Here is a 19,809-nt window from a genome sequence, read left to right on the forward strand (position 1 = left end):
TCTAAGTTTCACAGGCGCTATAAATAGCGCCTTTTTTATTCATTGATATTATATTTTTCTTTAAACTTCTCACTTTGATATATCAAAAACTCTAATACTTTTAGATTATCTTTTGACATAAGAATAAACTTTATCCCCGTTTCTTCCTCCAAGAAATCTAGAAAATTATAAAACTCTGTTTCAGGAATTTTCAACTCTTTAATAAAAAACTCTTCCTTATAAAAATCTAGCACATGAGTTTTTGAATTAATTTCTTTTGGTTTCTTTTTATATCCTCCAGAAATCAAATTAATTAATAATCCTAGATCTATTGATATTGACGCTTGATTATTGCCATTTCCTAAAACCAGATTTTCTACTGGTGATTGTGCATCATCTGGTCTAGCAACTCCCATTTGCTTAAGTTGTTTAGCATTCCATAAAGGGAGGTTTTTTTCATAAGTAGGAATTTCTTCAATATCCTTCTGTATGTCTCCAGATAAAGAATACTGAGATATCCGCACTTCATCTAATTCATTAATCTCTGGTTCCAAAAAAATGCGCAAATTATCCGATTGCAAATCTTCTTCTTTGACGATATGCTTTTTCAATTGAAATTGAACAGAAGAAAACACAATCACATCTCCTACATTTGCATGTATTTCAAAATCTCCAGATTCATCATTAATAGCACCAATTTCCTTGGTTAGATTAACAATATTTACAAATTCTAATTCTAATGCAGCTACAATGATTCTCCCTTTAAGTTCAGAAGATTTCTGGCTAAAACTCGAAAAAGTAATTAATAAAAAAGAAACGTAAGTGATTTTCTGCATTCGTTATTTAAATAGTATACGTAGTATCAGTCTTTAATTTCTAAGCCCTTGTCAGCATTAAATATTTTACTTTGTCCTATTAGATATTCCAGTATTATTAATTCATTTCCTGATTTCAGTACATTCTTTGTTTCTGCCTGTTGGTTTATATAGTCAAGGAAATTATATACTTCTGTTTTGGGTATTTCTAATTCGCTTACCATAAAATCGCCATTATAAAAATCTGATATTTCAGGAATACGAATCTCTCTTGATTTTCCAGTATCTTTTTTCTTAAAAAGACTTGCAATCATTCTACCAACTGCAATAAAGTTAATTGGTGTTGCATCCATTTCATCCGCTATAACCGTATTTCTAACTGTCGCTGCACCTTTTTCATGAATAAAGGGAGTCTCATCTAGAGCTTTTGCATTAAATAATGGTAAGACATCCTCATACGTTTTTATTTTCTTGACATCTTCCTTACTCTCACCAGTAAGATCGTACTTCGATATAGTAACTTCATCTAATTCATTTACTTTAATCTCTAATTGTATAGATAAGCTAGCTTCCTTCAAATCTTTTTTCGTGACCACATGCGTTTTTTGCTGATGTTGTACAGAAGAAAAAACAATAGTATCTCCCTTTGTCGCTTTTATTTGAAAAAAACCAGCACTATCATTGATAGTTCCTACTCCTTTAGTGAGGTTAATAATATTTATAGATTTAGAATGAAGTGTATCTGTTATTATTTTACCCCTTAGTATATCAGTATCTTGAGAAAACCCAACGAAGCTTAATGAAAAAATAATAAGATATAGTGCCTTTTGCATTCATGTTGATTCTACAAGAAAGACGGAGATACAAGAACACAGTTGCAAATAGATTTTACATCTATATAGGATTTAAAAAAGAATAGAAACTTTATCCCTTTTCTCTATTTTTAATTTTGCTAAAATTTTAAGGAAAGCTATAGCGGTTATAAATGCATCACCCGAAGCTGTATGCCGGTCACTTTTTGAAATTTTGAGATCATCACATAATTCATCCAAACTGTAATGTATATATTTTCGTTGACTACGATATACTAGGTGTTTGGTCTTCCTAAAAAGAACACCGGTATCCAGAAACTTATTCTTCAATGTACCTAATCCGTGTCTCTGCAAAGCACTGTTGATCATTTTTCTATCAAAATCAGCGTGATGCGCTATTAAAATAGAATTTCCGATATATTTTATGAATAACTCTAGAGCTTCATACTCAGCTACAGTATCAAAATTATTGTTTTTTCGAATTCCATGAATCTCTACGGTATCCGAATTAAAAACATCTTGTTCCAGGTATAACTCCAATTGATCCGCCACATCAATAGCTGTATGATTAATAGCAATGCCTCCAATGGACAAAATTCTATCATCTATATAATCAAAACCAGTAGTTTCTGTATCAAAGGTTACAAACCGAACATTTTGGATAGTTAAACTTTTATTTTTCCTCTCAAAAAGAGAAATATAACTCTTCCAAAAATCAGGAAACTCTTTACTTTTTTTTCGTGACCACAAACTCATCTACATTAACGTTTTAAGTTGAAAACGCACTCTTAACACCTCTTGTATATCTCGTATAGGTCTAAAACATCTTTTAAGTCTCAGCTTATCTTTTTTACTTAGCTCACTTAATTTGATAAATCTACCAGAATCTTTGTGCATTAATCCTTGACGAGTTCTAAATTTAAGTAATACTCTAAAAGCTTTTGCACAACTCTCAAAAAGCTCTTTATTATTAACCTCTAGTTCCGCAAGCTTTTCATAGCGAAGTAATGTATTATTTATTCCTTTTAGATTATGATACAAGGACAAAATTCTAGCACCATCAATCAGAACCATCATCGCTCTGATCTTTATATCAAAAGTATCCTTGTGCTCTCCATTTTGTTCTACTAAAAATTGCTTAAAAAACCCTAAAGGTGATGGTTTTTGCAAAGCACTGACTCCAAGCAAACTTAAAAACCTAGTACTTTTATTAACCCCATCAAAAACTACATTAGACAATTGATTAACCATATCGACATTTCCATATACCAACTGAAAATCAAAAAAGATTGATGACAACAACGTACTTTCTTCTGTAGGAGAGGTCATCCAATCTCTAAATTGTGTTTCCCATTTTGAAACTGACATGCACCATCTTGGATTACTTGCCATCATTTCTGCAGGACAATACTCAAAACCAACAGTATGTAAGCTTTTGGTAATCTTTCTGCAAAGCTCTAAAAAATAAATTTGAGTAGCTTCATATACTTCTTCATTTACATCTTCAAATACTATTGCATTATCTTGATCGGTTATCAACAGTTGTTCTTTTCGACCTTGACTACCTAACACTAAAAAACTAAATTCTACTGGTGGAGGTGAATGCATTTCTTCCAACGACAATTCTATAATTCGTACAACTAATGCGTCATTAATTTCAGAAATTAGATTTAATATATGTAAAGTAGGTATATCCTGTTCTAAATATGTCTTAAGTAGTTTTTCTACCTGTTTTCTGATGTATCTAAGTCTTTGTACTTTCCTTACTCGCTTAATTTCTTTAATTAAAGTAGCGGGATTGCTTCCAAAAGATACGAGCAAATCATGATTAGAAAAAACCCCAACTAATTTAGAATCTCGAGTTCCGTCTTTGGTAATACATAAGTGACTAATATTATTCTTGATCAACGCAATTTGCGCTTCTGCAACAGTTAATTTTTTAGAATAGGTCTTTACCGGAGCACTCATAATCTCAGTAACCATAGAAGTAGCAGGGAATAAACCGGTTGCCACTTTTGCCCTAAGATCACTATCGGTTATAATACCTAAAGGGTATCTATTTTCATCCGTCACTACTATAGAGTTTATCTTATACTTATTCATTTCTAAAGCGACATCCTTAACGACGGCGCTTGAAAAGCAAGTCAGCGGTTTTTTTCGATAAGAAATAGTTCGTAAAGTAGAAAGGTCTTTTGCTACATCAATAGAAATTGTATTATCTATTTTTTTCCCTTTTGCGTTCTCTGTATAATTATTCCGGGCATGTGCAGCAAACGTTTCGAGTAAAAATTTGTTCACCTCCTTACTTTCATCAATAAAAGGTTTAAAAACAGATGATGGAATTGCATAAATAATAGATTCTTCATCTGCCTTAGCTGACATTCGATAATCTTTTTTGATGATCATAATACGAAGTCCGAACATATCTCCAGAATCGCATATATCCACTAAATCCTGATCATACTCTGTATCACGATACAATCCTACTGCTCCTTCTCTTACAATATAGAATTCATCGTGACATTTTTCATCTTGTTTAAATACATATGTTCCTTTTTCCAAATACAATACTCTGATCTGAGAAGAAATCACCAAAAGTTCTTTCTTTTCCAACATACTAAAAGGAGGAAACTGCTTTAAAAAATCTTGAATACGTTCTGCGATTGTATTTTTCACACGTTTAAATTTTAGTAATTATCCAATAATAAGTTAATTATAAAATTAAGAACGCGTGTAACCACACCGTTCTCTCATTAAGAATTTTAAACATTCTCTTTTCCAAAATAATTTTCAAAACTCTTAATGTTCGGTTCATAGTATTGAATCTGACATCAATTTAAATTACGCTTCTCAATAAAAAAGCGCTTAAGTATATCACCACATTCTTCTTCTAATATACCACCAATCATTTTAGTTTTAGGATGCAGTTTTGTCCCTAAGTTTATACATCCTCTTTGTTCATCTCTAGCTCCATAAACAATTTTACCTATCTGACTCCAAAATAGAGCTCCGGCACACATCTGGCATGGCTCAATGGTTACATACAAGGTGCACTCTTTAAGATATTTACCTCCTAAAAAATTCGCAGCAGCCGTAATTGCTTGCATTTCCGCGTGGGCAGTGACGTCATTTAATAATTCTGTTAGATTATGCGCTCTAGCAATAATTCTATCGGCAACCACTACAATTGCTCCAATAGGTATTTCGCCTTTCTCATAAGCTGCTTCAGCTTCCTGAAGCGCTTTTCTCATAAAATGTGAATCGTCATATGGATCGAACATATAAAATAGAATTTTAAGTAAAGCTAATAAATATAATCCTTCTTATTTCTATCGAATAAAAGTTTATCCCGAACTATTACACGAATCCCCTTTAAATACTTTTTTATGGTTAATACTGCTAGTAAATAAACATATGTAGTTGTTATGAACTTAATTGTTACAGCTCATTTCAAAATAGTATTTTTACATCATGAAAGACACACTACTTTCACATATTGAATACCCAAAAGATCTTCGTAAACTTTCTCCTGGTCAGCTTCCATATTTGGCTCAAGAGTTACGAGACTTTGTGATTAATATTGTAGCATCCAAAGAAGGTCATTTGGGCGCAAGCTTGGGTGTCATAGAACTTACCATTGCTTTACACTATGCTTTTGACACACCTAATGATATATTAGTTTGGGATGTAGGACATCAGGCATATCCTCATAAAATTCTTACTGGTAGGAAAAAGCTATTTCATACGAATCGACAATTAGGAGGTATTAGCGGTTTTCCAAAACGTAACGAAAGTGAATATGACACTTTTGGTGTTGGACATTCATCTACCTCTATTTCTGCTACCTTAGGAATGGCAATTGCCTCAAAATTAAAAGGAGATACTACAAAACAACATATCGCTGTAATTGGTGATGCTTCTATTGCCAGTGGAATGGCTTTTGAAGGACTCAATCACGCAGGAGTTACCGATGCTAATATGTTGATTATTCTAAATGACAATTCCATCGGGATTGATCCTAGTGTAGGAGCATTAAAAGAGTATTTGACCAAAGCCAAAGTAGGATATAAGCCTAAAACAGATAACATCATTGAAGCTCTGAATTTTGAATATTTTGGACCTATTGATGGGCATGACTTACCCAAACTCTTGGAAATTCTAGAAAAATTAAAAGTAATAAAGGGTCCAAAGCTTTTACATATTATAACTACTAAAGGCAAAGGGTTAAAACAAGCTGAAGAAAACCAGGTAACGTATCACGCTCCAGGAAAATTTGACGCTGTTACAGGAGATTTACTCCCAAAAAAGAATACAGGACAACCTCCTAAATTTCAGGATGTATTTGGGCATACTATTTTAGAATTAGCAAGAGAAAACAAAAAAATTATCGGCATTACTCCTGCTATGCCAACCGGTAGCTCACTAAAATATATGATGGAAGAGATGCCTGACAGAGCATTTGACGTGGGCATCGCTGAGCAACATGCCGTTACACTTGCAGCAGGAATGGCGACACAAGGATTAGTGCCTTTTTGCACAATCTACTCGACATTTCTACAACGTGCATATGATCAATTGATTCATGATGTTGCTTTACAAAATCTGCCTGTCATATTTTGTATTGATCGAGCTGGTTTGGTTGGAGCAGATGGAGCAACACATCACGGTGTTTTTGATATAGCATACCTCAACTGTATCCCAAATATGATTGTAGCAGCACCTGCGGATGAAATAGAATTAAGAAATCTACTTTATACTGCTTCTTTGGGGTTAGGTCATCCAATTGCTATTAGATATCCCAGAGGTAGAGGTAAAATCGTAGATTGGAAAATTGCTATGAATAAAATACCTATTGGAAAAGGAAGGTGTCTTATACAACAAACATCAAAAACCGCTATACTATCTACAGGAACTATTGGCAACAATGTAATTACAGCTTTAACATCAATTGAAGAAAAAGTAAGTCATTATCATTTTTGCTTTATTAAACCTTTGGATGGTGAATTACTAAAAGAAATATCACAAAAGTATAAAACGATTATAACGATAGAAGATGGTACTATTAAAGGAGGTTTTGGAAGTGTAATATTAGATTTTGCTAATCAACATAATTTCAATAATAAAATTATAACCTTGGGAATTCCTGATCAATTTATTCATCATGGAACAACACAAGAATTACAAGAAATCTGTGGTATTTCAGTAGAAGAAATTACGAATACGATTCTTAAAACTATTAGATAAACAAAGAGGCTATTCATAAAAGAACAACCTCTTTGTTATAAATTTTATAGATTATTATTACTACTCTACTACAATCTTAGCAGTAGAAATCGCAGTACCATTTTCTGATTCAATTCTTAATAAATAAATTCCAGATCTCAGATCCGTTTCCACTCTATGTAAATTTTCGAGTTGTGCTTTTTCTTTAAAGACTAACCTACCATTCATATTGAAAATAGAAATATTACTATTACCTATATTTTCTGAAACCCTTATATTAAAGATTCCTCTTGATGGGTTTGGTTCTATTTTAAAGATTCCGGCATTAAAATCATCAACACTTAATGTTGAGCAATCCAAAGTTCCTGTTGGTGGTAAGTCAAAAGCTTCGATTTGATCAGTTCTGTCGAATGAAGCCCCTTGTACAGCACTAAAACCAACACCTCTTCTAGCAAAAACATCCCAAATCAAACACTTATTAGCTGTACTATTTGGTAATAGGTCTGCTGCAGCAAGAATTCCATCACGACCATCAACAAAACCTGGACGACATGTTTGTAGCTTAAGACCATCTATTACTAATTGCATAGCAAGGTTATTTCCTCCTGTTCCATTATACAAGTCAGCATCAAAACCATCTCGATCAATAAAAGCCCAAGTCATGTCCCATAATACAGAAGCCCATACAGATCCTACTCCATGAGGAACGGAGAATCGAGTTTCATCACTAACGCTGGCATAAGTAACAGGGTTTGTTGTCATATTTGTGCTATATGGAAAAGGTCTAATTCCTCCTCCAGTTACTGGTTGTCCTATAGCATAAGTACCAATCCCTCTTGCATCTGTACCTGTATCTCCAGATTCAATTGTCATCATCAATGCGAACCAATCAGACCAACCTTCTCCCATTTGCTCATCTCCAGACAAACAACCAGAATTAGATGCACCCCCAGTAAGACGTGTAGAAATTCCGTGTCCATATTCGTGCACTATTATTCCATTATCAAAAGATCCATCCGCTCCCACTATCCAATTTTCTCTTAATTCAGCAGCCAATGTAGCATTGACCGCACCACTTGCTAATTGTGTTATAAGTGCTTCTCCATCTGCCTGATTAATACTAAAGGCTGGAATACTTATTAAATTACTACCGTCACCACCCATCGTTATATCTCCAGGAACGTTGTTTACAACCAATACAGCAACTGCACCAACTTGTTGAGCTTCTAAAACTTTAGCACTAAAATCACACTCTCCTCTTCTCACTACAGCAATGTTTCCATTGATTTCTGTCGTATTAGTAATATCTGAACACGCATCATTAGGATCTGGAGTTGCATTGTTATCCACTGCCAATACTAAATCTGTAGTAATCCCAGCAGGTAAAAAAGGTGGCTCAATCGACCCAAATCTAAAAGCATTATTTACGACTGAATATGAACCAGCTAATGGCGTATTATTTATAGTAAAAACAAATTGATTCTCCGGATTCCATAAAAACATTTGCATTCTGGGATTGAATCCGTCTGGTGGGGTTCCAAAATTAGCATTATTAGTACCAGAACCATCTTGTCCATCCGCAAATACCTCATCTCCTCCGACACCTCCATTTCCATAATTATTAACTTGAAAATTTCCCGAAGCTTCATCAAAACCATACTGATACCAAACATCGTGTATTACGTTACTCACATAAAACATATTGGTTATAGAAGCATTCTGATATGCGGAGATTTGTGCCGCAGGATCAAATGGATAATCAAATATAAGATTTACACCTCCGTCTGGTTGAATTCCTGGAGAATTATCACCGTCCAAATCGTCTGAAGCCAAAACATTATTACCTTGCGTTGTAGTAAATTCTGCTCCCGCAACTCCATCTGTATCGTGCCATCCAAATGGAGACGCTACTGCATTCGCAGGATTTGTTATCATTGTTCTGCTACCATGATTAGGACTCTCTACTGCTGGAATTTGAAATACATTATAAGTACCATCCATTAGTAACGGTAAGTTCTCAGATTTTGTATTAGAATCAAGCGCATTTGTTTTATTAGTACTTGTTTCTTTTTTGGAGAAAGTATTATGATCAAAAGTACAGTTATTCATCCAATTGTTCTTACTGACTATTTCTCCATTCACCGCATTAATTCTAACACTATACCAGTTCTTACCATCTTTTGCGTGTATACTTAAATCCCAAGATAACATTAGTTTTTCATCGATTAGTTCATATACTAATTCTACTGGGATTTCATCAAATGATATATTTGATTTAGACACCATTACTTTAGTAGCACTTGATTTACTTATAATTGTTACATTACTAATATCCGTAAGGTTAAGAGCTATTGCAGCTTTTTGTACTGCATTTGTAGCGGATAACTCTGCTCTTGCTGTATTAACCTTAGATTGTACATCATTGATAAGTTTTCCTGAAAAATGCACAACTTTTCCATCTTTAATAGCAAAATTACCTACGTTATTCTTAATAGGTATTCCATTATGCTGCTGCACAACGTACACATTTGTCAAGTTCATGCTTTTAGAAAAAGACTGTGACTGTATTTTAAGGTCACTTACATCTTTTTGATCCATTCCAGAATTAATCAGGTATTCCTTTATGTTAACGATCTCATCTTGGTTTTGAGCAAAACCAAAATTTATTCCTATTAGAATAATAAAGAGTTTTAAATAATTTTTTTTCATTTTAAAAAAATAGTTGAGTTTAAAGAATTAAGAAGATTTTTTACACAGAAATACATTTCCTAGTGAAGAATCTAGCAATTTTTTCATGTTAAAAATATAGAATTCCTTTTCAACAATAACATTTATTGATTATATTTTTATTTTACAAACCTAAAGAGGTTATTTTATGTGTTTTATTTAACAAAAATGTTAAATTATTGACAGATAATTAATTAGCTGAATTGTTAGATTATCTAGTTTTAATCAAAAATCATTACACCTGTAATCCTCGTATCTTCTGAAATTTCAATAATGCATTCCCATCGGTAAGACTGGCAACATAATTACTAACGCTTATCAATCTAGTATATAAATCTTCATTTTTATAATCGAAATTATCCCCTTCAGCTTTTAAAATAAGTTTATCGTAATTAGAAGCTCGATCATTATTAAAATTATCGGTTGCCGTACAGTAGCGATCCAATAAGGTAGCAAGAATCTCGTATCCTGCAATTTCTTTCTCCACAACTTCTGCACTTTGATAAATCTTATCTACACTAATTTTAATAATATCATCAATCTGCGCTTGATACTTGCTTTTATCAATCAATGCAGTATTAAAATCTCCTGATAAGATTTCTTCTTCGTACTGAACAAAAGTACGTGCTGCTTCTTGTATCAATGTGTTAATTGCTAATGCTCTTAAATAACTTAGACGATCCGCAGTAGTTGCTAAGCTGTTATATTTTGTAGTATTAATAGTTTCTTTTACTAACTTAATAAGATATTCCAAAGCGTATTCTTCTTGTATCAACCCTAAGTTAATACCATCTTCAAAATCTATAATAGTATAACAGATATCATCTGCAGCTTCTACCAAAAAAGTTAACGGATGTCTACTATAAGTAGTTTCATTTCCTATCTGATGTGAAAGCAACCCCACTTCTTCTGCTACTTCTTTGAAGAAAGAGCTTTCATTCTGAAAATACCCAAATTTCTTATGAGCAATATGAGAAGTTGGCTTCTTTGGCAGAGATTCTTTAGGATACTTCATAAAAGCACCAAGCGTGGCATAGGACAATCGCAATCCTCCTTCTATTCCTTGTCTGGATTCTGTTAGAATTTTAAACCCATTAGCATTTCCTTCAAAATCTATAAGATCTTGATATTGTTTAGCAGTCAACGGTTCCTTATATTTTTTCCCTTTTCCCGTGGCGAAATATTCTCCAATAGCTTTTTCTCCTGAGTGCCCAAAAGGCGGATTCCCAATATCGTGTGACAAGGAAGCTGCTGCTACAATTGCTCCAAAATCATTAAACTGATACCCATGTATGGTAGTAAGATGTGGATGTTTTTCTAAGATTTTTTTTCCAACTACTCTACCCAAAGAACGTCCTACTACAGAAACTTCTAAACTGTGCGTTAATCTGGTATGTACAAAACTAGTTTTGGATAATGGAATTACTTGTGTTTTATCCTGTAAACTTCTAAACGCCGAAGAAAATATGATTCTATCATAATCTACTTCAAAACCTAATCTAGTTTCATCTTGTTCTTTACGTAATCTTTTATTCGTATCTCCCTGTCTTTTTAAAGATAGGAGCTGTTCCCAGTTCATCATACAATCAGAATTCTAACAATGTGCTATCAAAATAATAATAGTCCAAATATAACACTATGAAGTTATGTATGAAATGAATTATCATTCCTATCCACAAAGTATTGTATTTATGTCTCAAATACCCCAGTAACAACCCAAACGGAAAGATCCACAATAAAGATATAATCGAAAAATGAACCAAAGCAAAAATAAATGCTGTAAGAATAATAGTAACTTTGGTGCTCGTAATTTTGTTTAATTGATTATACAAAAAACCTCTGAACCCTAATTCTTCAAAAATAGGAGGAAAAATAGCTATAAAAAGAATTGCCCAAAACATTGGATTAGGATAATCAATATATCCTAAATAATAATTATACGTCTCCTCAGATAATTGAACATTAATAAATTCTACTGAATAATACACTACAAAAGCACTAGCAAAAGGTATCAAAAGATATCCTATAAGTGCTAGAAGATCAACCTTAGGAAACCTATATAGTTTAATGATATTTTTAAAATCGAAAAAAGTGAAACCAACAATTATTAACGCAAAAACACTTTCGGTAGCAATTTCTTGTACCAATGAACTGCTTTCTTGGTATAAAAAATAATTAGCTATAAGAAAAACCAACATCACAATATAAAAAGCAATCACTAAATTAAGATGTTCATTTCTTTCTTTTAGTTTAGTTTTCTTAATCGATGTTCCACAATTAGGACAAAAATTCGCTACTGTTTCTAAAGATGTATTACACGTTTGACAAACCATAGTATTCATCTTACTCTTTAGAGTTTTGAGAAGCAGAATACACTCCTTTTATTAGGAAACTTAAGATGATAATTTTCATAATAATTCCTTTAAACAAAGTTGTTGGTTCCATAATAACATTTAGAGCAATTACCATTAAATATAAAAGTAATCCGGATAATATTGCTGCAAATGGCTTTTTTTGAGACCAATACGCTAATACTAAATATATAACAGCTAAAATAACTCCTGCTATTAACGTTCCTATATCATCTAAAATAAAAAACAAAAACAACCCTGACACGAAGAATATTCCTGCCATCCAATAAAGAGTGGTTCTGGCAGAATTGATTTTTTTATCATTGTCTTTTATTTGATTTTTCTTCATCGCCTTTTTGGCGTGATAAATCGCTTTTTCTTTTTCATCTCCATTTTCTGGAAAACCACAATTCGTACAAAACTTTGTTTCTAAAGTTATTTCAGTGTTGCACTGTGAACACAATGGTTGTTGGATAGTTATTTCTTCCATATAGGTAGGTTTAATAAATGAGGGTAGTTAAATGTACTAAAAAATTATTCTTACTTATATTAAGTGCCTTAAGGGCAACAATTGTTACCCGATATTATGCTTTTTTTCAAATTTTAAAACACAAAAAAGGGAAGTAATCTTACGAAAACTTCCCTTTTACCCTATATAAATGTCTATACTTGATCCCTATAATTTCAAGTTATAAACGATAAATACTTTCAAAAACTCCCAATTTCTATCAGGATTAGTGCTACTATAATTTCAATTCACTTACGCTCTTGAAATCAAAGTATCATTATGACCCACACATTAAACAATCATCTCCTTCTGCTTCTTTTGATTGCTCAATAATTGCACGAAGTTCTTCTGGAGTCAACGCTGTACCTTCAACCGCAACTTGCACTGCTTCAGGTTGTGGTTGTGTTTTGGGAGCAGATTGCGCTTCCATTACTTGTGCCGCAGCAACCGCTACTTGCTCTGCTTGTGGCTGTTCTTTCTTTTCTGTTTTAAGCGTAAACTTAATTGCATCTACCGCAGATTTAGTTCTCAGATAATACATACCCGTTTTTAATCCACTCTTCCAAGCATAGAAATGCATCGAAGTAAGTTTTGCCATTGTTGCACCTTCCATAAATAAGTTCAGTGACTGAGACTGATCAATAAAATATCCTCTGTGACGAGACATATCGATAATATCTTTCATACTCAATTCCCAAACAGTTTTATAAAGCTCCTTAAGATCTTGAGGGATAATATCTATATTCTGGATAGATCCATTAGCACGCATAATAGCATCCTTAAGATCATCACTCCATAGATTTAATTGCACAAGATCTTCTAAAAGGTGTTTGTTTACTACAATAAACTCTCCTGATAATACACGTCTTGTATATATATTACTTGTGTATGGTTCAAAAGCTTCATTATTTCCTAAAATCTGAGAAGTAGATGCTGTAGGCATTGGTGCAACTAATAATGAGTTACGCACTCCATGCTCTAGCACTTCTTTACGAAGACTAGCCCAGTCCCAACGACCACTTAACTCTTCATCTTTGATTCCCCATAAATTATACTGGAATTCACCTTTAGAAATAGGTGATCCTTCATAACTCTGATACGGTCCATCTGCCATAGCTTCTTCCATAGATGCAGTAACAGCCGCAAAGTATAAAGTCTCAAAAATCTCTTGGTTTATTTTTTTAGCTTCATCGCTAGTAAAAGGTAGACGTAACATAATAAATGCATCTGCCAATCCTTGTACTCCTAATCCAATCGGGCGATGACGCATATTAGAGTTTTCCGCTTCTTTTACAGGATAGTAGTTACGATCTATTACTTTATTTAAGTTTTTAGTTACTCGTTTTGTAATTTTAAAAAGCTCTTCATGATCAAATGCCCCATTTTTAACAAACATTGGTAATGCAATGGATGCTAAGTTACATACCGCGATTTCATCAGGACTTGTGTACTCCATAATCTCAGTACATAAGTTAGAAGAACGGATTGTACCTAAATTCTGCTGATTAGACTTACGATTTGCAGCATCTTTATATAGCATATATGGTGTTCCAGTCTCGATCTGAGATTCCAGAATTTTTTCCCACAACTCTCTTGCTTTTATGGTTCTACGCCCTTTTCCAGCAGCTTCGAAACGTAAATATTCTTTTTCGAAAGCATCACTATGGATATCAAACAATCCAGGACATTCATTAGGACACATTAAAGTCCATTCTGCATCATCCTGCACACGTTTCATAAATAAATCCGGAATCCACATTGCGTAAAATAAATCACGTGCTCGCATTTCTTCTTTCCCATGATTCTTTTTAAGATCTAAGAAATCAAAAATATCTGCATGCCAAGGTTCTACATAGATTGCAAAAGAACCTTTACGTTTTCCTCCACCTTGATCCACATAACGTGCAGTATCATTAAACACTTGTAACATCGGAACGATTCCATTAGAAGTTCCATTTGTACCCGCAATATATGAACCTGTAGCACGTACATTATGTATAGATAATCCGATTCCACCGGCAGATTGAGAAATCTTAGCAGTTTGCTTTAGCGTATCATATATTCCATCTATACTATCATCTTTCATTGATAAAAGAAAACAAGATGACATCTGTGGCTTTGGTGTTCCTGAATTAAATAATGTAGGCGTAGCGTGTGTAAAATACTTTTTAGACATTAACTCATACGTCTCTATGGCTGCATCTAGGTCATTTAAATGAATCCCTATAGAAACTCTCATTAGCATATGCTGAGGGCGTTCTGCAATCTTACCATTAATTTTTAGCAAGTATGAACGCTCTAATGTTTTAAAACCAAAATAATCGTAACCAAAATCGCGATTGTAGATAATTGTAGAGTCCAGTTTCTCTTTATTAGCCATAATCACTTCAAACACCTCATCTGAGATTAATGGTGCTTCCTTCTCTGTTCTAGGATTTACATACTCATACAAGTCTGTAACAACCTCAGAGAATGTCTTTTTAGTATTCTTATGTAGGTTAGAGACCGAAATACGAGCCGCCAATTTAGCGTAATCAGGATGCGCAATCGTCATGGTAGCAGCAATTTCTGCAGCCAAATTATCCAGCTCACTAGTAGTTACCCCATCATACAATCCCTCTATCACTCTCATTGCTACTTTCACTGGATCGACAAGAGCATTTAATCCATAACATAACTTCCTTACCCTTGCGGTAATTTTGTCAAACATAATTGGCTCTTTGTGACCACCTCTTTTTACTACATACATACGCTTTTGGTTTTTATAAAATTCTTCTTCTGAAAAATGTGATATTAATCTGTGTTACTACTCCTTTTATCTACTGAAAACTAAAATTCACAAATGATTTCCCCCGAAATCGGATACTAAAAAGAAACCTCCGTCTATTATAATAACCAGAGTTATTCTTATTAAGTAAAATATAATTATATGACTTTCGCCTTCTTTTGTCTTTTTTTTGTAAAGCTTATAGAAAGCTTTATCAAACTGAGCTAATCGCTATTTAAATAGAAGTCCTATTCTTGATTAGCTCAGAATGAATGTATTTTTATTCTGAAATGATTTTTAAAGCTTAAAAATCGGCATCAAAACTTATTTTATTCTCTTCGGTATCTTTATTAAGTACTCCTGCTTTTTGGTATTCTGAAACTCGCTTTTCGAAGAAATTAGTTTTTCCTTGTAACGAGATCATATCCATAAAATCAAATGGATTAGCCGTGCCGTACTCTTTTTCACACTCTAACTCTACTAATAATCTGTCAGTAACAAATTCTAAGTATTGCGTCATTAATTTAGAATTCATCCCAATCAAACTTACAGGAAGTGATTCTGTAACAAACTCTCTTTCTATATTTAAAGCATCTACTATAATCGAACGAATTCTTTCTTTAGGAACTTTATTTACCAAGTGTTTATTATGCAAATGCACTGCAAAATCACAATGCACTCCTTCATCTCTAGAAATCAATTCATTAGAAAACGTAAGACCTGGCATCAAACCACGTTTCTTTAGCCAGAAAATTGAACAAAACGCTCCAGAAAAGAAAATTCCTTCTACTGCTGCAAACGCAATTAAACGCTCTGCAAAAGAATCAGATTCAATCCATTTTAAAGCCCAATCTGCTTTTTTCTTAATCGCAGGAAAGTTATCTATTGCCTTAAACAAAATATTTTTTTCCTTTTCATCCTTCACATAGGTATCTATCAACAAAGAATATGTTTCAGAATGGATATTCTCCATCATAATCTGAAATCCATAAAAGAATTTTGCTTCGCTATATTGAACTTCATTTACAAAGTTCTCTGCTAAATTTTCATTTACTATACCATCAGAAGCAGCAAAAAATGCTAAAATATGTTTGATAAAATATCGCTCATCATTTGTTAACTTAGTTGCCCAATCCGTAATATCTTGGTGTAAGTCTATTTCTTCTGCTGTCCAGAAACTAGCCTCAGATTTTTTATACCAATCCCAAATATCATGATGTTCGATAGGAAAAATTACAAATCTGTCTTTATTTTCTTGCAAGATTGGCTCTACTGCATTCATCTTTTTTCTTTTAGCTAGTTTTATGTTTTTTTTCGTTTCCGCTACGGACTAACAAAGATCATTAAATGCACTAAAAGTTTCACAAAAAGTTAGCAAACGTTTTCAACAAAGTTTTCAACACGATGGGAATTAACAGCTAAAAAACAACAATACCTAGGTTTGACTCAAAGCACTGTATATCAGAATTTTAATTGTATTTAGAAAGATATAAACAACGTTGTTAGTAACCTCAAAAATCTCTTATTTTTCACTTGCTAACAACGTTTTTTGCACTAAAAAAACAAATCACAAAAAGGGATAGTTTTACGGCAAAACCGTATGTTAAAAACCGTCATTTTTTTATTCAAAAAAATAAAAATTACAGAAAATACTATGCAAAAACTCAAAATCATTTCGAAATATAGAGATGATTTCGAGTTAAAAAATTCTAGCTTGTATTTTTATTAGTCTCTTATCCTTTTTGAAGTAAATATTTGAGCTTTAGATTTTCTTAAGTTCTACCCTCCTGTTTTTTGCTTTAGCTTCAAGGGTATTTTCCTTAGCGATTGGATCGTTTTCTCCTTTACCTTCAGTCTCTAACCTAGAAGCATCAATCCCAAATTCGTTAACCAGCACTACTTTTACTGACGCTGCTCTTTTTTCTGAGAGTTTCTTATTAGACGTTTCATCTCCATCAGCATCCGTATGTCCAATGATTAAAACTTTTACTGTTGGATTTTCAGAAAGGACATTGGCAATCTTTTTAATAGTACCATAAGATTCGGATTTTACTGCGGATTTTCCAGTATCAAAAGTAATCCCATACGTAATTAATTTCCCTTCAGTAATCAGTTTATTTCGCATATCAGGTTTACCAACTGCATACCTAACATTGCCTATATAGTAAAATGTGTTTTCGGGTGTTGTTTCCGAGAAAAACTTTAGATTTTTAACTACTGTATTTTTTTCAAATGCTCTTGGAATATCAAACACCTTCTTATCATCTATATAAACTCTCATTCTTTGCTTTTGCTTCCAAATAGAAACATGCATTTTTTGACCTCTACCACTATTATCTTTATTTAATTGACTTATTTGCTTATCGGAACGCAAATTTAATTTACGATCTGCACAGTATTTCTGAATATCAACTTTTCCGCCACCACTTATTCCTCCTCGAATAGCAAAAGAGAATCCATTTGTTCCAGGAGTACCTTTTTGTAATTCATATCCTGGGTTTTCTACATCAGAAAAAACAATGTGAAGATCACGCTTATATGCATATTTCGAAACATCAAAATCAAACACTACATCATATTCTAATGTGAAATTTTCAGGAAATTCTTCTATAAACTCAGGAACATAGGATCCAGTTCCTGTACCGATTTGGATAAAACGACCTTCTTCATTATTTAAGGTCACGACTTCTGCAGAACTTGAAGAATTCCAACGAGCAGGCAAATCACCTATTTCATCCTGACTAAAATCTTCGAAAGCAATGATATTTTCACCCGCTACAAAGTCAAATTTGGAATACGCTGCAAAGGAAGGTTCCATATTTTTAGTTTCACTTATTGTTTTCCCATCTTCATTATCAGAAGAAATAACAGCTCCTTTTTTCTTTTTCCTGTTCTTTTTCTTTTTCTTGCTTTTAGGTTTCCCATCGACTGTATCATCAATTGTCTTACTTGTTTTTTTAGATACTTTTTCTTCTGTTTTCTTTAAAACGGTTTTCTCTGCAGCTTTTTCCGCTGTTTCTGCAACTTTTTTCCAAAATTGAGCTTCTGTATGCTGAGGTGCTAACAAGAAGAAAAAGAACATCGTTATTCCTATAATTTGCTTTATTGTTTTCATAATTATTATGTTTGGTTTTATCTCTTTGTGCGCTTTTTATAAAAAAGGTTAACTTTATCTTCGGAAAATAAGATGAACCTATTACCCTATCGTCAGGTTACAAAGTATGAAGGAAGAACTCTTAACGTTAAAAAAAGGTCAGAATCAAGCTTTAGAAAAGATTTATAATGAGTATCGAAATGCTTTTTTACAGTTTGCTAAAAAATATGATCTAGATCACGATTCTCTTGTAGATGTGTATCAGGAAGCATTTATTGCACTGCGGGAGCATGCAATAAATGGTAAGTTAGAAAATATAAAAAGCTCTACTAAAACATATTTATTTAGCATTGGGAAATACATGATCTATGATCAGCTCAAAAAACAGAAAAAAACAGTTTCTTATGAAAACAGCGTAGATTTCAAAGAAACATCTGATGCTGAAGAAATTTTTGAAGAACCACAATTAACTCCAGAGCAACAATTATTACGACAGCATTTTAAAAATCTTGGAAAACGTTGTCAAGAAATGTTAACCTTATTCTATTATCGGGGACTAACAATTGATGAGATTACAGAAAGTTTAGGCTACGAAAATAAAAATGTCGTAAAAAGTCAAAAATCTCGTTGTTTGAAATCCCTAAAAGAATTAATTAAAACCCCCGTTTAAATGGAACGAGAAGAGTTAATAGACAAATATTTACAGTCGGCGCTGACTCCTTCTGAAAGAGATCAGTTTAATAGCCTATTAGAAAGCGACACCACATTTAAAAATGATGTTGAACTTTTAAAAAATTTAAAAGTAATTACAGGTACCGAAGATAGAGATCAATTAAGAAAAAGTATGGCTGGATTTGAAGCTAAAATCACCGCTAAAGAAACCAAAGTTGTACCCTTATTTAATTATAAAAAATTACTAGTTGCCGCTTCTATCTTATTAATAGTTGCCATTGGAGGAATAACGGTCTTTAATCCTTTTACGGTTGACACCAATGCACTATATGCAGATAATTTCGAACCGTATAAAAATGTTGTAACTCCTATTGTCCGTGGCGAAAACAATGACAATGAGGAGGTTATTGCTTTTACTTCTTACGAAAGTAAAGATTATGAATTAGCCACTGATCAGTTTGGAAAATTATATGAAACAACAAAAAGACCTTATTTTCTTTTATATCAGGCTAATTCTTTACTAGCATCTAATAAAGTAAAAGAGGCAATTCCATTATTAGAAAAACATATTACTCTGAATGATGAATTATCAGAAAGAGGAAAATGGTATCTATCTCTTGCTTATTTAAAAGAAGACAGGAAAAAAGAAGCTATTCTTTTATTAGAAGAAATTGTAGAAAAAGGAAGCTTTAAAAAAGGAGCTGCTGAAAAACTCTTACAACAACTTAAATAACGTTAGTTCGATATAATAAGAACTGTTATTCAGTGTTTTAAAATCTAATCAAATTCCTTCTCCTTGGGGAGAAGGTTAGGATGAGGGGTTTTCATATCAAAAACCCTCACCTTAATCCTCTCCCAGAG

General features: G+C 33.0%; 15 protein-coding genes. 3 read left to right on the forward strand and 12 right to left on the reverse strand.

Annotated elements, in window-relative coordinates:
• Positions 1 to 35: 35 nt before the first annotated feature.
• From Q0975_RS03000 to Q0975_RS03020, 5 genes are all read right to left on the reverse strand, one after another.
• Positions 36 to 815 carry a hypothetical protein gene (locus tag Q0975_RS03000; protein WP_299432877.1) on the reverse strand — a complete coding sequence of 260 codons (780 nt, stop codon included), beginning with the start codon at positions 813 to 815 and terminating at the stop codon, positions 36 to 38.
• A 26-nt stretch (positions 816 to 841) separates the two neighbouring features.
• Positions 842 to 1,627, reverse strand: coding sequence for a hypothetical protein (locus Q0975_RS03005; RefSeq protein WP_299432880.1), 786 nt, complete (start codon positions 1,625 to 1,627; stop codon positions 842 to 844).
• Between the two features lie 72 nt (positions 1,628 to 1,699).
• A complete protein-coding gene (locus Q0975_RS03010) occupies positions 1,700 to 2,362 on the reverse strand; it encodes a 3'-5' exonuclease (protein WP_299432883.1) in 663 nt (220 codons plus the stop codon).
• Entirely contained in the window at positions 2,363 to 4,282 is a 1,920-nt protein-coding gene (locus Q0975_RS03015) for a DUF294 nucleotidyltransferase-like domain-containing protein (RefSeq protein ID WP_299432886.1), read from the reverse strand.
• 155 nt (positions 4,283 to 4,437) lie between these two features.
• Positions 4,438 to 4,887, reverse strand: a complete 450-nt coding sequence (locus Q0975_RS03020) for a nucleoside deaminase (RefSeq protein WP_299432889.1) — start codon at positions 4,885 to 4,887, stop codon at positions 4,438 to 4,440.
• A 190-nt stretch (positions 4,888 to 5,077) separates the two neighbouring features.
• On the opposite strand from Q0975_RS03020, the gene Q0975_RS03025 reads away from it, so the two are divergent.
• Positions 5,078 to 6,850: a 1-deoxy-D-xylulose-5-phosphate synthase gene (locus Q0975_RS03025; RefSeq protein ID WP_299432892.1), complete on the forward strand. Its 1,773-nt coding sequence runs from the start codon at positions 5,078 to 5,080 to the stop codon at positions 6,848 to 6,850.
• A gap of 60 nt (positions 6,851 to 6,910) precedes the next feature.
• Here the strand turns inward: Q0975_RS03025 and Q0975_RS03030 are convergent, their stop codons facing one another.
• From Q0975_RS03030 to Q0975_RS03060, 7 genes are all read right to left on the reverse strand, one after another.
• The gene (locus Q0975_RS03030; protein ID WP_299432895.1) at positions 6,911 to 9,538 is read right to left on the reverse strand and encodes a T9SS-dependent M36 family metallopeptidase; all 2,628 of its coding nucleotides are present in this window, start codon (positions 9,536 to 9,538) and stop codon (positions 6,911 to 6,913) included.
• A 253-nt stretch (positions 9,539 to 9,791) separates the two neighbouring features.
• Complete coding sequence (locus Q0975_RS03035) at positions 9,792 to 11,135, reverse strand: deoxyguanosinetriphosphate triphosphohydrolase (protein ID WP_299434225.1); 1,344 nt, start codon at positions 11,133 to 11,135, stop codon at positions 9,792 to 9,794.
• Between the two features lie 7 nt (positions 11,136 to 11,142).
• Positions 11,143 to 11,898, reverse strand: a complete 756-nt coding sequence (locus Q0975_RS03040; RefSeq protein ID WP_299432898.1) for a CPBP family intramembrane glutamic endopeptidase — start codon at positions 11,896 to 11,898, stop codon at positions 11,143 to 11,145.
• A 1-nt stretch (position 11,899) separates the two neighbouring features.
• Positions 11,900 to 12,397 (reverse strand): zinc ribbon domain-containing protein, encoded by a 498-nt coding sequence (locus tag Q0975_RS03045; RefSeq protein ID WP_299432901.1) that lies wholly within the window; start codon positions 12,395 to 12,397, stop codon positions 11,900 to 11,902.
• 295 nt (positions 12,398 to 12,692) lie between these two features.
• Entirely contained in the window at positions 12,693 to 15,164 is a 2,472-nt protein-coding gene (locus tag Q0975_RS03050; RefSeq protein ID WP_299432904.1) for a ribonucleoside-diphosphate reductase subunit alpha, read from the reverse strand.
• Positions 15,165 to 15,486: 322 nt separating this feature from the next.
• Positions 15,487 to 16,464 (reverse strand): ribonucleotide-diphosphate reductase subunit beta, encoded by a 978-nt coding sequence (locus tag Q0975_RS03055; protein WP_299432907.1) that lies wholly within the window; start codon positions 16,462 to 16,464, stop codon positions 15,487 to 15,489.
• Between the two features lie 480 nt (positions 16,465 to 16,944).
• Positions 16,945 to 18,297 carry an OmpA family protein gene (locus Q0975_RS03060; RefSeq protein ID WP_299432910.1) on the reverse strand — a complete coding sequence of 451 codons (1,353 nt, stop codon included), beginning with the start codon at positions 18,295 to 18,297 and terminating at the stop codon, positions 16,945 to 16,947.
• A gap of 106 nt (positions 18,298 to 18,403) precedes the next feature.
• Between Q0975_RS03060 and Q0975_RS03065 the strand changes: the two genes are divergently transcribed.
• Together Q0975_RS03065 and Q0975_RS03070 are read left to right on the forward strand one after the other, a co-directional pair.
• Positions 18,404 to 18,946, forward strand: a complete 543-nt coding sequence (locus tag Q0975_RS03065; protein WP_299432913.1) for a sigma-70 family RNA polymerase sigma factor — start codon at positions 18,404 to 18,406, stop codon at positions 18,944 to 18,946.
• Entirely contained in the window at positions 18,947 to 19,681 is a 735-nt protein-coding gene (locus Q0975_RS03070; protein ID WP_299432916.1) for a hypothetical protein, read from the forward strand.
• The last annotated feature ends 128 nt before the right edge of the window (positions 19,682 to 19,809 follow it).

Origin of the sequence: uncultured Aquimarina sp. (assembly GCF_947500065.1) — a bacterium.
Classification (GTDB): Bacteria; Bacteroidota; Bacteroidia; order Flavobacteriales; family Flavobacteriaceae; genus Aquimarina.

Excerpts from the sequence above, each read along its gene's own strand:
- Q0975_RS03035 (WP_299434225.1), bottom strand. The coding sequence starts at position 11,135 with ATGAACTGGGAACAGCTCCTATCTTTAAAAAGACAGGGAGATACGAAT.
- Q0975_RS03065 (WP_299432913.1), top strand. The coding sequence starts at position 18,404 with ATGAAGGAAGAACTCTTAACGTTAAAAAAAGGTCAGAATCAAGCTTTA.
- Q0975_RS03050 (WP_299432904.1), bottom strand. The coding sequence starts at position 15,164 with ATGTATGTAGTAAAAAGAGGTGGTCACAAAGAGCCAATTATGTTTGAC.
- Q0975_RS03020 (WP_299432889.1), bottom strand. The coding sequence starts at position 4,887 with ATGTTCGATCCATATGACGATTCACATTTTATGAGAAAAGCGCTTCAG.
- Q0975_RS03005 (WP_299432880.1), bottom strand. The coding sequence starts at position 1,627 with ATGCAAAAGGCACTATATCTTATTATTTTTTCATTAAGCTTCGTTGGG.
- Q0975_RS03000 (WP_299432877.1), bottom strand. The coding sequence starts at position 815 with ATGCAGAAAATCACTTACGTTTCTTTTTTATTAATTACTTTTTCGAGT.
- Q0975_RS03060 (WP_299432910.1), bottom strand. The coding sequence starts at position 18,297 with ATGAAAACAATAAAGCAAATTATAGGAATAACGATGTTCTTTTTCTTC.
- Q0975_RS03025 (WP_299432892.1), top strand. The coding sequence starts at position 5,078 with ATGAAAGACACACTACTTTCACATATTGAATACCCAAAAGATCTTCGT.
- Q0975_RS03055 (WP_299432907.1), bottom strand. The coding sequence starts at position 16,464 with ATGAATGCAGTAGAGCCAATCTTGCAAGAAAATAAAGACAGATTTGTA.
- Q0975_RS03030 (WP_299432895.1), bottom strand. The coding sequence starts at position 9,538 with ATGAAAAAAAATTATTTAAAACTCTTTATTATTCTAATAGGAATAAAT.
- Q0975_RS03040 (WP_299432898.1), bottom strand. The coding sequence starts at position 11,898 with ATGAATACTATGGTTTGTCAAACGTGTAATACATCTTTAGAAACAGTA.
- Q0975_RS03010 (WP_299432883.1), bottom strand. The coding sequence starts at position 2,362 with ATGAGTTTGTGGTCACGAAAAAAAAGTAAAGAGTTTCCTGATTTTTGG.
- Q0975_RS03045 (WP_299432901.1), bottom strand. The coding sequence starts at position 12,397 with ATGGAAGAAATAACTATCCAACAACCATTGTGTTCACAGTGCAACACT.
- Q0975_RS03070 (WP_299432916.1), top strand. The coding sequence starts at position 18,947 with ATGGAACGAGAAGAGTTAATAGACAAATATTTACAGTCGGCGCTGACT.